11 protein-coding genes are annotated in these 13,157 nt (G+C 75.6%); 9 read left to right on the top strand and 2 right to left on the bottom strand.

Features of this window, described 5'->3' with window-relative positions:
* Positions 1-5: 5 nt before the first annotated feature.
* Positions 6-1,640, bottom strand: coding sequence for a hypothetical protein (locus ABZS80_RS12630; protein WP_355055830.1), 1,635 nt, complete (start codon positions 1,638-1,640; stop codon positions 6-8).
* 236 nt (positions 1,641-1,876) lie between these two features.
* Here ABZS80_RS12630 and ABZS80_RS12625 point away from each other — a divergent pair, with 236 nt between their 5' ends.
* The 9 genes from ABZS80_RS12625 (at position 1,877) to ABZS80_RS12585 (ending at position 12,625) form a co-directional block, all read left to right on the top strand.
* The gene (locus ABZS80_RS12625) at positions 1,877-3,625 is read left to right on the top strand and encodes an ATP-binding protein (protein WP_355055829.1); all 1,749 of its coding nucleotides are present in this window, start codon (positions 1,877-1,879) and stop codon (positions 3,623-3,625) included.
* Positions 3,626-3,635: 10 nt separating this feature from the next.
* The gene (locus ABZS80_RS12620) at positions 3,636-4,784 is read left to right on the top strand and encodes an exonuclease SbcCD subunit D (protein WP_355055828.1); all 1,149 of its coding nucleotides are present in this window, start codon (positions 3,636-3,638) and stop codon (positions 4,782-4,784) included.
* A complete protein-coding gene (locus ABZS80_RS12615; protein ID WP_355055827.1) occupies positions 4,784-7,258 on the top strand; it encodes an SMC family ATPase in 2,475 nt (824 codons plus the stop codon). The genes ABZS80_RS12620 and ABZS80_RS12615 overlap by 1 nt, the downstream gene beginning before the upstream one ends.
* A gap of 10 nt (positions 7,259-7,268) precedes the next feature.
* Entirely contained in the window at positions 7,269-8,246 is a 978-nt protein-coding gene (locus tag ABZS80_RS12610; RefSeq protein WP_355055826.1) for a hypothetical protein, read from the top strand.
* Positions 8,246-9,103: a fused MFS/spermidine synthase gene (locus tag ABZS80_RS12605; RefSeq protein ID WP_355055825.1), complete on the top strand. Its 858-nt coding sequence runs from the start codon at positions 8,246-8,248 to the stop codon at positions 9,101-9,103. Before ABZS80_RS12610 ends, ABZS80_RS12605 begins: the two co-directional genes overlap by 1 nt.
* Before the next feature lie 82 nt (positions 9,104-9,185).
* Positions 9,186-9,884, top strand: a complete 699-nt coding sequence (locus ABZS80_RS12600) for a sigma-70 family RNA polymerase sigma factor (protein WP_355055824.1) — start codon at positions 9,186-9,188, stop codon at positions 9,882-9,884.
* Positions 9,881-10,669, top strand: a complete 789-nt coding sequence (locus tag ABZS80_RS12595) for a zf-HC2 domain-containing protein (RefSeq protein ID WP_151465192.1) — start codon at positions 9,881-9,883, stop codon at positions 10,667-10,669. Before ABZS80_RS12600 ends, ABZS80_RS12595 begins: the two co-directional genes overlap by 4 nt.
* A 205-nt stretch (positions 10,670-10,874) precedes the next feature.
* Positions 10,875-11,519: a hypothetical protein gene (locus ABZS80_RS12590; RefSeq protein ID WP_151465191.1), complete on the top strand. Its 645-nt coding sequence runs from the start codon at positions 10,875-10,877 to the stop codon at positions 11,517-11,519.
* Between the two features lie 191 nt (positions 11,520-11,710).
* The gene (locus ABZS80_RS12585; RefSeq protein WP_355055823.1) at positions 11,711-12,625 is read left to right on the top strand and encodes a DNA-3-methyladenine glycosylase 2 family protein; all 915 of its coding nucleotides are present in this window, start codon (positions 11,711-11,713) and stop codon (positions 12,623-12,625) included.
* On the opposite strand, the gene ABZS80_RS12580 is transcribed toward ABZS80_RS12585, so the two are convergent.
* Positions 12,619-13,140 carry a DUF1990 domain-containing protein gene (locus tag ABZS80_RS12580; protein WP_355055822.1) on the bottom strand — a complete coding sequence of 174 codons (522 nt, stop codon included), beginning with the start codon at positions 13,138-13,140 and terminating at the stop codon, positions 12,619-12,621. The genes ABZS80_RS12585 and ABZS80_RS12580 overlap by 7 nt on opposite strands.
* Between the last annotated feature and the right edge of the window lie 17 nt (positions 13,141-13,157).

Here is a 13,157-nt window from a genome sequence, read left to right as displayed (position 1 = left end):
GCCGGTCAGCGCGGCTCGCAGATCCGCCCGGAGAAGGCGGGGTCGCCCTCCCGGGCGGCCGCCCACACCGGGTTGACGGCCAGCGCGAGCGGCGGCGCCTGCCAGGCGGCGCCCAGCCGCTGGAGCAGGCGGTACTCCCGGCGGGGTTCGTCCACCCGGCCGCCGGCCAGGAAGTCGACCACCCGTTTCTGGGCGAGCCGCTGGCCGATCAGCCCGCCGTGCAGGGCGGGCAACTGGAACACCGGGATGCGGCTGTACTCGCCGGGCGGCGCCTCGGCCGCGCTGACCGTGGGCAGGAAGGCGATCATGCGGACCCCGGCCACCGGGCAGAGCGTGCGGTTGCGGTAGAACGGGGCGTTGACCAGCACCGACCGCACGAACGGCTCGTCCGGACGGCTCTTCACGCTGCGACCCAGGTTGGCCAGCCAGAAGATCCCGCGCAGCTCCCAGCCGGCCGCCACGCCCCACCCGCTGTAACCCGGGGGCGGGTAGTAGGCCCGGCCGGGCTGGATGAGCGGGCTGAACAGCAGCACCGCCTCCACCGGCAGGGGCTGTGCCCACCGGTCCAGGTAGGTCCGCGCCACCATGGCCCCCTCGCTGAACCCGAGCAGGGCGACCGGCCGGCCGGTCCGGCGGTGCAGCTGGTCGACCTGCGCGGCGAGCAGCACCGCGCTGGAGTCGAGGGGCTGGTGGGTGTCCTCCGGCGTGTACGGCAACGGCCGCCGCTGCCCGTCGAGACCCCGATAGGAGAAGCGCTCGACCCGGGGGTCCGCCGGTTGCCGGCCGTTCCACCGCGAGTCGTGCCCGGCGATGGCGATCACCGCGTGCGGCACCCGGTCGGGTAGCCGCTCGGTGAGCAGCGGGGGCCGCCACTCCGCCGGTGGACCTGTCGCCAGGCCGACGAGCGACTGCGACCCGACCGCGGCGGCCATGGTGAGGGCGATGGCCACCGGCGCGACCGGGGTCCGGGCCAGGCGGATCCGGGCCGGCTGCACGGCCGCCGACACGGTGCGCTGCCAGAGCAAACCGTTGGCCAGGCCGGCGAGCGCGGCCACGGGGACGCCCCACCAGCCCGACGTGCTGGAGATGACCGCGCCCGCGACGGTGAGCACCACGAAATTGAGCACCGACCAGCCGAGCAGCTCGATGGTGGGCAGGCCGCGCCACCAGTGCGCGACCACGCCGGCGCGCTGGAGGAACGGGGCGAGCACCAGCATCGGGGCGAGCGAGGCGAACAGGTAGAGCGAGAGCGCGACCGCGGCGAAGGCCACCGAGATCGCGGCCCACGGGGAGATGATGACGAGGGCGAGGGCGGCCACCTCCAGGTTCCGCCGGACCAGCCAGCCGAACGTGGGACGCGCCGACCCCGCCGGCCAGGCCAGCGCGGTGAGCCCGGCGGAGAGCAGCCCGCGGAACACGGTGAGCACCACCAGCCCGAGGCCGAAGTTCCACCAGGAGTCGTGGTAGACCAGCAGCCACCGCAGGTCGTGGAACGAGTCGTAGGGCCAGACCGCGGTCACCTGCGGCGCCAGCCCCCGGGCGCCGTGGAAACCGATGCCCACCAGCACGGCCTCCTGCAGCACCGGCGGCAGCACGGCGAGCGCCAGCAGCAACGCCGTCCGGTTTCGGACTGCTTCCACCGCCGCTCCTCGTGCCTTCCGATCTCCGGCCCCTTGCAGGATCCCCCGGGAGCCCGCCCGGCGGTGCCGGAATGGCCGACCAGGGCGTACGGAGAGTCAGCGGGTGGCGCCGCTGCGCACGGTCGGTGGACCGGCGAGGTGGCGTCCGCCGCGTCGCGTGGCAACCTGTCGCACACCTCGGGCAGGATGCACGACGTGCGCCGCGAACGGGACGACCAGCCGACCGGAGACTGCCGATGACCGACGACCTGCTCGACGGCCCCGGCGACGGGGTCGGCCGGGTGCTCGGCACCGCCGACGCCACCCCGCTCACCTTCTGGACGGCCGTCGCCCCCGGCAGCTACCTCCAGCTCGACGATGTCGTGGTGACCCGCCGCGAGCTGCCCGACCGGGAGCCGGTCACCATCGCCGGCGTGGTCACCCAGGTCCGCGCCCGGCACGAGGGCGCGCAGTTCGACTCCGACGTGTTCGCCATCGCCGACGGCACCCTGCCGGCCCAGGTGCAGGAGGCCGCGGAGATCACCACCACCCGCGTCGACCCGGAGTTCTACGTGCCGCCCACCCCGGGCGCCGTGGTGCACCGGGCCGAGGGCGACGCCCGGGCCCGAGCGCTGCACTTCGACCGGATGGAGCGGCGCATCCCGATGGGCATGGGTCGCGACGGCGTCCCGGTCTACCTCAACGCCGACTTCCTCGACGGCACCCGGGGCGCGCACGTCTCCATCTCCGGCATCTCCGGCGTGGCCACCAAGACCAGCTTCGCCACCTTCCTGCTCTACTCGGTGTTCCGCTCCGGGGTGCTGGGCGGCGACGCGGTCAACGCCAAGGCGCTCATCTTCAACGTCAAGGGCGAGGACCTGCTGTTCCTCGACCATCCCAACACCCGGCTCGACGACGCCACCCGGGCCGGCTACGCCAAGCTCGGGCTCGACGCGGGCGCCTTCCCCGACGTCCGGGTCCACGCCCCGCCCCGGGTCGGCGACTCCTCCGGCACGCCGGATGTGAGCAGCCGGCTCACCGGGGTGGACAGCTTCTACTGGACGCTGAGCGAGTTCTGCGCCGACCGCCTGCTGCCCTACGTCTTCGCCGACGCCGACGACGAGCGGCAGCAGTACACGATGGTGGTCCACTCGGTCGCCGCCCACCTGGCGAGATACGCCCAGCCCGCCGACGGCGGGGTGAGCATCGACGGGGTGCGGCTGGGGTCCTACGCCGACCTGGTCGATCACGTCGTCGAGCAGCTCAACGACGACGAGACCCGGGGCGACTGGGCGGGCAGCGCGGTCGGTCTCGGCACGGTCAACGCGTTCGCCCGCCGGCTGATCGGCAGCAAGAAGGACCTGGGCCGGCTCATCCGGGGCGACCTGGCCACCCGCCGCCCGCACTCGATCAACACGGCCGAGTCCGCCCAGGTCACGGTGGTCGACCTGCACAACCTGCCGGACCGGGCGCAGCGCTTCGTGGTCGGCGTGACGCTCAAGAGCGAGTTCGAGCGCAAGGAGAAGGCGGGCACCGCGAAGCCGCTGCTCTTCGTCGTCCTCGACGAGCTCAACAAGTACGCGCCCCGGGAGGGCTCCTCCCCCATCAAGGAGGTGCTGCTCGACATCGCCGAGCGGGGCCGCTCGCTCGGGGTGATCCTGGTGGGCGCCCAGCAGACCGCCAGCGAGGTGGAGCGGCGGATCGTCACCAACTCGGCGATCCGGGTGGTCGGCCGGCTCGACCCGGCCGAGGCGTCCCGCCCGGAATACGGCTTCCTGCCGCCCGCCCAGCGGCAGCGCGCCCTGCTGGCCAAGCCGGGCACCATGTTCGTCAACCAGCCCGACATCCCGGTCCCGCTCTGCCTGGAGTTCCCCTTCCCGGCCTGGGCCACCCGGGTCTCCGAGGCCGGCCGGGCGCCCTCGGAGACGCTGCGCTCGATCACCCAGGCGGCCGACCCGTTCGCGGTGGTCGGCTCGGGCACCTCCGACGACGACATCCCGTTCTAGAGGGCTGACCATGAAGATCCTGCACACCTCCGACTGGCACGTCGGCAAGGTCCTCAAGGGGCAGTCCCGGGCCGACGAGCACAAGCAGGTGCTCGCCCAGGTGATCGAGATCGCCCGGGTCGAGCGGCCCGACCTGGTGATCGTGGCCGGCGATCTCTACGACACAGCCGCGCCCACCCCGGAGGCGACCCGGCTGGTCACCCGGGCGCTGACCGCGCTGCGCCGCACCGGGGCGGACGTGGTGGCGATCGGCGGCAACCACGACAACGGCGCGGCGCTCGACGCGCTGCGCCCCTGGGCCGAGGCCGCCGGGATCACGCTGCGGGGCAGCGTCCGGGACAATCCGGCCGAGCACGTCATCGACGGCACCACCCGCGACGGCGAGCGCTGGCAGGTCGCCGCGCTGCCCTTCCTCTCCCAGCGCTACGCCGTGCGCGCCGTGGAGATGTACGAGCTGACCCCCGCCGAGGCCAACCAGACCTACGCCGACCACCTCGGGCGGGTGCTCGCCCGGCTGGCCGAGGGGTTCACCGAGCCGGACCGGGTGCACCTGGTCACCGCCCACCTGACCGTGGTCGGGGCGAGCACCGGCGGCGGCGAGCGGGACGCGCACACCGTGCTCGGCTACGCCGTGCCGGCGACCGTGTTCCCGGGCAACGCGCACTACGTGGCGCTGGGCCACCTGCACCGCTCCCAGCGGGTGATCGGCCCCTGCCCGGTCCGCTACAGCGGCAGCCCGCTCGCCGTCGACTTCGGCGAGCAGGAGAACGTCGGGTCGGTGACGATCGTCGAGGTGACCGCGACGACCGCCGCGCAGATCCGGGAGGTGCCGGTGCCCGGTGCCGTCCCGCTGCACACGGTCCGCGGCACCCTGGCCCAGCTCGCCGAGATCGACGTGCCCGACGGCTGGCTGCGGGTCTACGTCCGCGAGCAGCCCCGCGCCGGGCTGCGGGAGGAGGTGCAGGAGCTGCTCCCCCGGGCGCTGGAGATCCGGATCGACCCGGAGCTGGTGCCCGCGCCGGGCAGCGGCACCCGCACCGCCCAGCGGGCCGGGCGCTCGCCGCGCGAGCTGTTCGCCGACTACCTGGGCAGCCGGGGCCACGCCGACGAGGACGTCCGGGAGCTCTTCGACGAGCTGCTCGAGGAGGTCGAGCACTGATGCGGCCCATGCGGCTGGACATGGCGGGCTTCACGGTCTTCCGCGAGGAGACCACCGTCGACTTCACCGACGCGGACTTCTTCGCGCTGGTCGGGCCGACCGGCTCGGGCAAGTCGACGGTGCTCGACGCGATCTGCTTCGCCCTCTACGGCACCGTGCCGCGCTGGGGCGGCACGCGGGGCCTGGCCAACGCCCTCGCCCCGTCCGCCACCGAGGCCCGGGTACGGCTGGTCTTCGAGTCCGCCGGCGACCGCTACGTGGCCACCCGGGTGGTCCGCCGGGACGGCCGGGGCACCGTGAAGACGGCCAACGCCGGGCTCCAGCTCATGCCGCCCGGGTTCGACGTCACCAAGCTCGACACCGGGCTCAGCCCGGAGGATCTGGGCGAGGTGGTGGCCGGCACCCCCGCCGAGATGGAGCAGGCGGTGCTGGACGCCGTCGGCCTGCCGTACGAGCAGTTCACCAGTTGCGTGGTGCTGCCGCAGGGGCAGTTCGCCGACTTCCTGCACGCCAAGCCGGCCACCCGGCAGCAGATCCTCGTCAACCTCCTCGGGCTGGGCATCTACGAGGAGGTGCAGAAGAAGGCCACCGAGCGCGCCGGGCAGGCCGAGGCGAGGCTGGAGGCGGTCGACAAGGTGCTCGGCGGTCTCGCCGACGTCGACGACGGGAGCCTGGCCGCCGCCCGGGAGCGGGTCGACCGCATGCGGGAGCTGGCCGGGGCGGTCGCGGCGGCCGTACCGGAGCTGGAGCGGGTGCGGGCGACGGCGCGCGAGCAGGCGGCGGCGCTCGCGGCGCTCGACGCCGAGCTGACCGTGCTGGCCGGGGTCCGGCCGCCGGACGGGATCGCGGAGCTGGCCCGGGCGGTGTCCGCCGCGCGGACCGCCGCCGACGAGGCGACCGCGGCCGTCGGGCTGGCCGAGGAGCGCGAGGAGAAGCTGCGCGGCGAGCTGGCCGCGGCCGGTGACGAGAGCACGCTGCGCCTCCAGCTCAAGGCCTACGCCGACCGGGAGCGGCTGACCGGCGAGGCGGCGACGGTCCGCGCGGCGGTCGACGCCGCGCAGGCCGAGCACGACGCGGCGGCCGGTGCGCTCGCCGCGGCCCGGGCCGGGGCCGAGCGGGCCGAGGCGGAGCTGGAGGCGGCGTTCCGGGCGCACGAGGAGGCGAAGGCCGTCGACCAGGCGGTGGCGCTGCGGGCGCACCTGGTCGACGGCGCCCCCTGCCCGGTCTGCGAGCAGCAGGTCTCCCGGGTGCCGGCCGTGCCGAAGGGCTCGGCGGTCACCCGGGCCCTCGCGGCGGGCAAGGCGGCCCGGGCGGCCAGCGAGGCCGCCAAGCGGGTGGTGCAGGAGCGCGACGCGGCCGCCCGCGAGCTGGACCGGGTGCTGCTGCGCGCCCGGGCCGAGCACGACCAGCTCGGGGCGCGGCTGGCCGAGCTGGACGGGCAGCTCGCCGGCGCCGCCACGCCGGAGGCGCTGCGCGGGTCCCTGACCGAGCACGCCCGGCTGCGCCGGGCGCTGGAGGAGGCGGCGGGCGCGGTCCGCGCCGGGCGCGACGCCGCACGCCGGGCCCGCGGCTCCCTCGACGCGGCGCAGGAGCGGCTGCGCCGGGCCTGGCGGGACTTCGACACGGTCCGCGACGGGCTGGCCCGGTTCGGCCCGCCGGCCGCCGACCGTGACGACGTGGCCGCCGCCTGGACGGCCCTCGCCGGCTGGGCCGGTGAGCAGGCCGGGCGGCGCCGCGCCGACCGGGCCGGGCTGGCCGCCGCCGTCGACGCGGCCGAGGCGGCGGCGGGCGCGGTCGCGGAGCGGATCGGCGGGCTCTTCGACGCCGCCGGGCTGCCCGTGCCGCAGGACGCGCAGCGCGACGCCGCCGTGGCGGTGGAGCGGGCCGAGGCGGAGCTGCGCCGGCTGGAGGAGCGCCGCGAGCAGGCCGCCGAGCTGCGCGGGCAGCGGGCCGGCCACGAGCGGGAGGCCCGGGTGGCGCGCGCCCTCGCCGGGCACCTGCGGGCCAACAACTTCGAGCGCTGGCTGCTGGCCGAGGCGCTGGACCTGCTGGTCGAGGGCGCCTCGCGGATCCTGCGCGAACTCTCCGGCGGCCAGTACGACCTGGTGCACGACAAGGGCGAGTTCTTCGTGGTCGACCACCACGACGCCGGGCTGCGGCGGGGGGTGCGGACCCTCTCCGGTGGGGAGACGTTCCAGGCGTCGCTGGCCCTGGCGCTGGCCCTCTCCGAGCAGCTCGCCGGGATGTCCACGAGCGCGGCCAGCCTGGAGTCGATCGTCCTCGACGAGGGCTTCGGCACGCTGGACGCGGCCACCCTCGACACGGTCGCGGCCACCCTGGAGAACCTGGCCGCCCGGGGCGACCGGATGGTCGGCGTGGTCACCCACGTGCCGGCGCTCGCCGAGCGGATCCCGGTCCGCTTCGAGGTCCGCAAGGATGCCCGCACGGCCCGCGTCGAACGGACGGGCCTGTGAGGAGCGCGGCGTGACGGGACCGTCGAGGGCGGGGGCCCGGTTCTTCGTCGACGCGTGGGACCCGGCCTACGGGGCGTCGTTCGAGGCGGGCGGGGGCGGGCCGGCGGCGCCGAGCAGCGCCCAGGTCGACGCCGACGTCGAGCTGCCCGCCGCCGACTGGCGGGCCGTCGACGTGCGGCGCGACGTCGCCGCTCCCGACGTGGTGCTGCTGGTCGACGGGGTGCGCCGGATCGACGCCAGCGTCTGGACGGCGGAGGACGACGGCGGCTCGTTCCCGGGCATCGCCGCGTCGTACGCGGCGGGGGTGGTCCGCTGTGACCTGGAGCGGGGCGCGGCGGAGCTGGCCGGTTCGCGGGTGGGCCGGGGCCTGTTCACCGCCAGCCCGTCGGCGCAGGACGTGGTGGCCGGCGCGATCCGCTACCCGGTGCACCGGGTGAGCGGCACGGGCGAGCTGAGCAAGCTCCCGGCCGCCGTGCAGGGCCCGCTGACCGCCCTGGAGGTGGCGGTCTCCGACGCCGTGCGGGCCGACGGCGACCTGCTGGTAGTGGACGGGCCGCTGCGCAGCCGGCGGAACCTGCCCCGCACCCTCGGCTACATCAAGACGCAGCACAGCCAGTACCTGGACGGCCGGCTCACCGCGGTGGTCACCGGGCTGGCCCCGGGGCAGCGCTGCCCGGTGTTCCGGCTGGGCACCGCGTGGGGCGGCTACTCGTGGTACCTGCGGCTGCCGGTGGCCGGCGGCGCCCCGTGGGCCGGCATCGTGCGGGTCGAGTGCTCCGCCGAGCTGACCGAGACCGAGGCCATCGCGCTGGCCGACCTGTCCCTGGTCACGCTGCCCCGGTTCGCCTCCACCCCGTACAAGGATCCGCGCGCCCCGCAGAACCTCATCCCCATCGCCGGCCTGGAGCGGCGGCTGCGCGGGATGCTCGGCGACGCCCGCCTGCTGCACCGGGTGCTCACCGCGGCGGCCCGCGGGATCCGGCGCTGATGGGCCGGCGGCGCGGCGCGGACCGGGCGGTCACGCAGGTCGACACCGGGCAGGCCGAGCTGGTGCCCGACCCGGACCGGCCGGGCTCCTGGACGTTGCTGCTCGACGGCGCCCCGCAGTCCCATGTGGACCTCACCGACCCCACCCACCTGGAGTTCGAGTACGTCCGGCGGCTGGCCGCCGCCATCGACCTGGTCGCACCGGCCGGCGCGCCGCTGCGGGTGCTGCACCTGGGCGGCGGCGCGCTCACCCTGCCCCGCTACGTCCAGGTCACCCGCCCCGGCTCGACCCAACGGGTGTCCGAGGTGGACGGCGCGCTCGTGGAGCTGGTGCGCCGGGAGCTGCCCTGGCCGGCCGACCCGCGGCTGCGGGTCCGGGTCGCCGACGCCCGGGCCACCCTGACGTCGAGCCGGGACGGCAGCTACGACGTGGTGGTCGCGGACGTCTTCGCCGGCGCCCGCACCCCCGCCCACCTGACCTCGGCCGAGTACGCCGCCGAGGTGGCCCGGGTGCTCCGGCCCGACGGCTGCTACCTGGCGAACATCGCCGACGGCCCGCCGCTGCGGCACGCCCGCGGGCAGGTCGCCACGGTGCGCACCGTGCTGCCCCGCGCCTGCGTGGTCGGCGACGCGGCGGTGCTGCGCGGCCGGCGCTACGGCAATCTCGTGCTCGTGGCGTCCCGGGTGGAGCCGCCGGTGCCGGAGCTGACCCGGCGGGCCGCCGGCGACTGGTTCCCCGGCCGGGTGCTGTCCGGCGCCGAGCTGGACCGCTTCGTCGGGGGCGTTCCGGTGGTCCACGACGCGGACGCCACCGACTCCACCCCACCCCCGCCCGGAATTTTTTCCGTCCGGCGTTGATCCGCTGGGCGGGCGGCTGCGTATCACCGGGCGGCCATGCCCGTGGGGGGTCGGCTGAGTCATTGGACACCGGAGGTCTTGCATGCATGCGGTGGCGGCCGGCTGGCACGGCGAGATGGCGCGGCCCGAATGGATGTTCGCCCGGGCACAGCCCCGGTCGCGCGCGTCGAGGTCGGGCCGGGGGGTCGACGCCTGCCCCTCGGATCGCCAGAATGATCCGGTGACGCCGCGACCGGCGCCCGGACGCCACCAGGCCACGTCCACCGAGGCAAGCCACTCCGACCAGCTGATCCGGCTGCTCTACGCCGAGCACGCCGGGCCCCTGCTGATGTTCGTGATGCGGCTGACCGGCGGCGACCGGCAGCGGGCCGAGGACATCGTGCAGGAGACGTTGCTGCGGGCCTGGCGCAACGCGCACCGGCTGGGCACCCACGGTCAGGGGTCGCTGCGGCCGTGGCTGGTCACGGTGGCCCGGCGGATCGCCATCGACGAGCACCGCAGCGAACAGGCCCGCCCGGCGGAGACGTACGACCGGGACCTGACCGCGTTCGCCGAGGCGGACAGCACCGACCGGGTGCTGCGCACGATGACCGTGGCGGACGCGCTGCGTACGCTCAGCCAGTCGCACCGGGAGATCCTGGTGGCGACGTACTTCCGGGGGCGTACCGTGCCCGAGGCGGCCGAGGAGCTGGGCCTTCCGCTCGGCACCGCCAAGTCGCGGGTCTACTACGCGCTGCGCGCGCTGCGCACGGCTCTGCAGGAGAGGGGGGTGACGGAATGAGCCGCGCGGACCACATGGACGTCGCCGCGTACGCGCTCGGCGTGCTGGACCCGCAGGACACGGAGCGGTTCGAGGAGCACCTCGCCACCTGCTGGGCGTGCGCGGCGGAACTGGAGACGATGGTCCCGGTGGTGGGGTTGCTCTCCGGCATCGACGGCGAGGCGATGGCCGCGCTGGAGCAGACACACACGGATCCTGCGCTGCTGGACCGCACGCTGGTGGCGGTCCGCCGCGACCGGCGGCGCACCCGGATGCGGCAGGTCTTCGCCGCCGCGGCCGCGGTCGTGGTGTTCGGCGGCCTGAGCGGCGTCGGCATGGCCGGGGTGTTCGGGGGCGGCGACGACAAGCCTCTCCCGCAGGCCCAGCCGACCCTCACGGCGCCCGTCACCGCCCCGCCGAACACCGCGGCGTCCGATCCCAACGACCCGAACGTCGGCGGCAACGAGCAGGAGGGCGACCAGCACAACGCGGTCGACCCGGGCACCGGCGTGAAGACCACGATGTGGCTGGCGTCGAAGGAGTACGGCACCCAGATCGACCTCCAGCTCACCCGCCTGCCCGGGCCGCGCACCTGCCGGCTGGTCGTGGTCCGCAAGAACGCCACGAGCGAGGTGGTCTCGACCTGGTCGGTGCCGGGCGGCGGCTACGGCACGAACACCAACCAGCTCCCGCTGGAGCTGAGCGCGTCCACGTCGGCCCCGCTCAAGGACATCGAGAAGATCCAGGTGCAGTCGGTCGACGTCAACGGCATCGCCAGCCCGCTGGTGACGGTCAGCGACCTCTGATTCCGCCGGAACGCCGGCGCCGGGCAGCGACACCGCCCGGCGCCGTTCCGTCGTTGCCGGGGTTGCCGACCCCGATGTGCTCCCCACGCGCCGCCGGGCGGATCGGTTCAACGGATCCACTGTGAAATTGAGCACCCTTTTCTCTTCAACCTTGACAGGGTGCCGCCCGTACTACTCGGCGAACTACTGAGAACGAGGAGGGCACGTGGCACACCTGAAGCGGACGACCGTCATCGTCGCGAGCGCGATGGTCGCACTAACGGCCTGCGCCCCCGCGGGCTACGACGGGGCGAACTCGAGCGCGGCCGAGCCGGTCGCCGTCGCCGCGGCCGAACCCACCGCGTCGGCCGAACCGGAGGCCTCCGCGTCCCCGGACGCGCCGGCCGACAAGGCGCCCCCGTCCGACGTGCAACTCACCGACGAACTGGTCGGCAAGAAGCTGCCCCGGATGGGCAAGGTCGTCACCGACCAGGACGGCTGGGTGCTGTACCGGTTCGACAAGGACTCGGCCGACCCGGCGCAGTCCAACTGCGTGGACAAGTGCGCCGAGGTCTGGCCGCCCGCGCTGACCGACGGCAACCCGCAGCTCGAGGGCGTCTCCGACGACAAGGTCGGCACGGTCACCCGGCAGGACGGTACCCGGCAGATCACCATCGGGGGCTGGCCGGTCTACCGCTACATCGGGGACAAGAAGCCCGGCCAGTGGAAGGGCCAGGGCGTCGGCGGGACCTGGTTCGTCGTCGACCCGAACGGCAAGAAGAACCTGACCTGCCTGCCCACCGGCACCCCCAAGGCGGTCGCGCCGCCGGCGTCGGGCGACTCGGGCGGTGACTCGGGCTACTCGTACTGACGGACCCCGGACACGGTGGCCGGTCGCAGCCGGGGAGGGCGCGGCCGGCCACCGTCGTGGTTCCGGGACGAGGGCTTTCCGGCAGCCCCGCGTCCCGGCGCGGCGCCGGCCCGATGCGGGCCGGCGCCGCACACCCATGCCGGCTGCCCCGTGTCCGCTGTCACCGGAGGACGTCATGGCAGAGTGGCGGGGTGACCTCCCCCGCCGCCCGCCGGACGCTGCGCCCACCGGCCGGCTACCGACTGGCCGCCTCGGTCCGCGCCCTCACCTTCAGCCCGTACGACCCGTGCGCCCGGGTCGCCGCCGGCAGCTTCTGGTGGGCCACCCGCACCCCGGCCGGGCCGGCCACCCTCGCGCTGCGTCCCGAGGCGGGCGAGCTGGTCGCCGAGGGCTACGGCCCCGGGGCGGACTGGGTGGTCGAGCGGGCCGACGCGGTGGCCGGGCTCCGCGACGACCTGACCGGGTTCGCGGCGCTGGCCGGCGCGCACCCGCTGGTGGCCCGGTTGGCCCGCGAGCACCAGGGGCTGCGGATGCCCGCCACCGGCCAGGTCTTCCCCCGGCTGCTGCGCGCCGTCTTCGAGCAGAAGGTCACCGGCAAGGAGGCGTACCGGGCGTACTCGGCGACGGTGCGGCACTTCCGGGAGCCGGCGCCGGGGCCGCTGCAACCGCTGCTGCTGCCGCCCGAGGCCGCCGCGGTGGCGGCCACGCCGTACTGGGTCTTCCACCCGTTCGGGGTGGAGCAGCGGCGGGCCGACACGCTGCGCCGCGCGGCCGCCGTCGCGGACCGGCTGGAACGCTGCGCCGACGCCGCCGAGGCCACCCGCCGGCTCACCGCGATCGCTGGCATCGGGCCGTGGACCGCCGCCGAGGTGGTCCGGATCGCCTACGGGGACCCGGACGCGGTCAGCGTCGGCGACTACCACGTCCCGAACACGGTGGCCTGGGCGCTGGCCGGGGAGCCGCGCGGCGACGACGCCCGGATGCTGGCCCTGCTCGAACCGTTCCGGGGCCACCGCGGCCGGGTCTGCGTGCTGCTGGAGGCCGCCGGCATCCAGGCGCCGAAGTACGGGCCGCGCGCCCCGATCCGCTCCTTCGCCGGCTACTGAGGCGGCGACGCCGGCCGGTGCCCGGCGCAGAGCCGGCGCAGGGTCCGGCCGAGCCACCGGGCGTACGCCTGCTGGACCGCCCGGCTGAGCGGCCCGGCGGCGCGCACGTACCAGTGGGCCGGGCGGCTGAACGCCGTCACCTCGAACCAGACCTCGTCGGCGGTCCGGGTGACCAGGAACGCCTCCTCGCCGACCTCCGGGTGCCCGGGCAGGGTGCCGTAGCCGAATCCGGCCCGGTCCGGCTCGTCGGCCGTCCAGACCACCTCGGTCGGGCCCCAGATCCGCAGCGGGCCGACGCCCAGCCCCGGGGTGACCCGCGCGCCGGCGGCGGCGCGCGGCGCGTCGGTGCGCATGACGACGCCGGCGGCCCGGTGCAGCCGCCAGCCGAGCACCGCGTCCGCCGCGGTCGCGAAGGCGCCGTCCGGCAGCCGGACCCGGTGGCGCAGGTGGTCGTAGCCGGCCGGCAGGCGTCCGTCGCGGGTCGCCCCCACCTCGGGGTACGTCAGCTCGGGCACGTCGGCCTCCTCCGCGC

The organism is Micromonospora sp. NPDC005305 (assembly GCF_040607315.1).
Classification (GTDB): Bacteria; Actinomycetota; Actinomycetes; order Mycobacteriales; family Micromonosporaceae; genus Micromonospora.
Note: the sequence above shows the minus strand (reverse complement) of the source record. Positions and strands in the feature narration are given on the sequence as shown.

Excerpts from the sequence above, each read along its gene's own strand:
- ABZS80_RS12615 (WP_355055827.1), top strand. The coding sequence starts at position 4,784 with ATGCGGCCCATGCGGCTGGACATGGCGGGCTTCACGGTCTTCCGCGAG.
- ABZS80_RS12625 (WP_355055829.1), top strand. The coding sequence starts at position 1,877 with ATGACCGACGACCTGCTCGACGGCCCCGGCGACGGGGTCGGCCGGGTG.
- ABZS80_RS12620 (WP_355055828.1), top strand. The coding sequence starts at position 3,636 with ATGAAGATCCTGCACACCTCCGACTGGCACGTCGGCAAGGTCCTCAAG.
- ABZS80_RS12605 (WP_355055825.1), top strand. The coding sequence starts at position 8,246 with ATGGGCCGGCGGCGCGGCGCGGACCGGGCGGTCACGCAGGTCGACACC.
- ABZS80_RS12595 (WP_151465192.1), top strand. The coding sequence starts at position 9,881 with ATGAGCCGCGCGGACCACATGGACGTCGCCGCGTACGCGCTCGGCGTG.
- ABZS80_RS12600 (WP_355055824.1), top strand. The coding sequence starts at position 9,186 with ATGCATGCGGTGGCGGCCGGCTGGCACGGCGAGATGGCGCGGCCCGAA.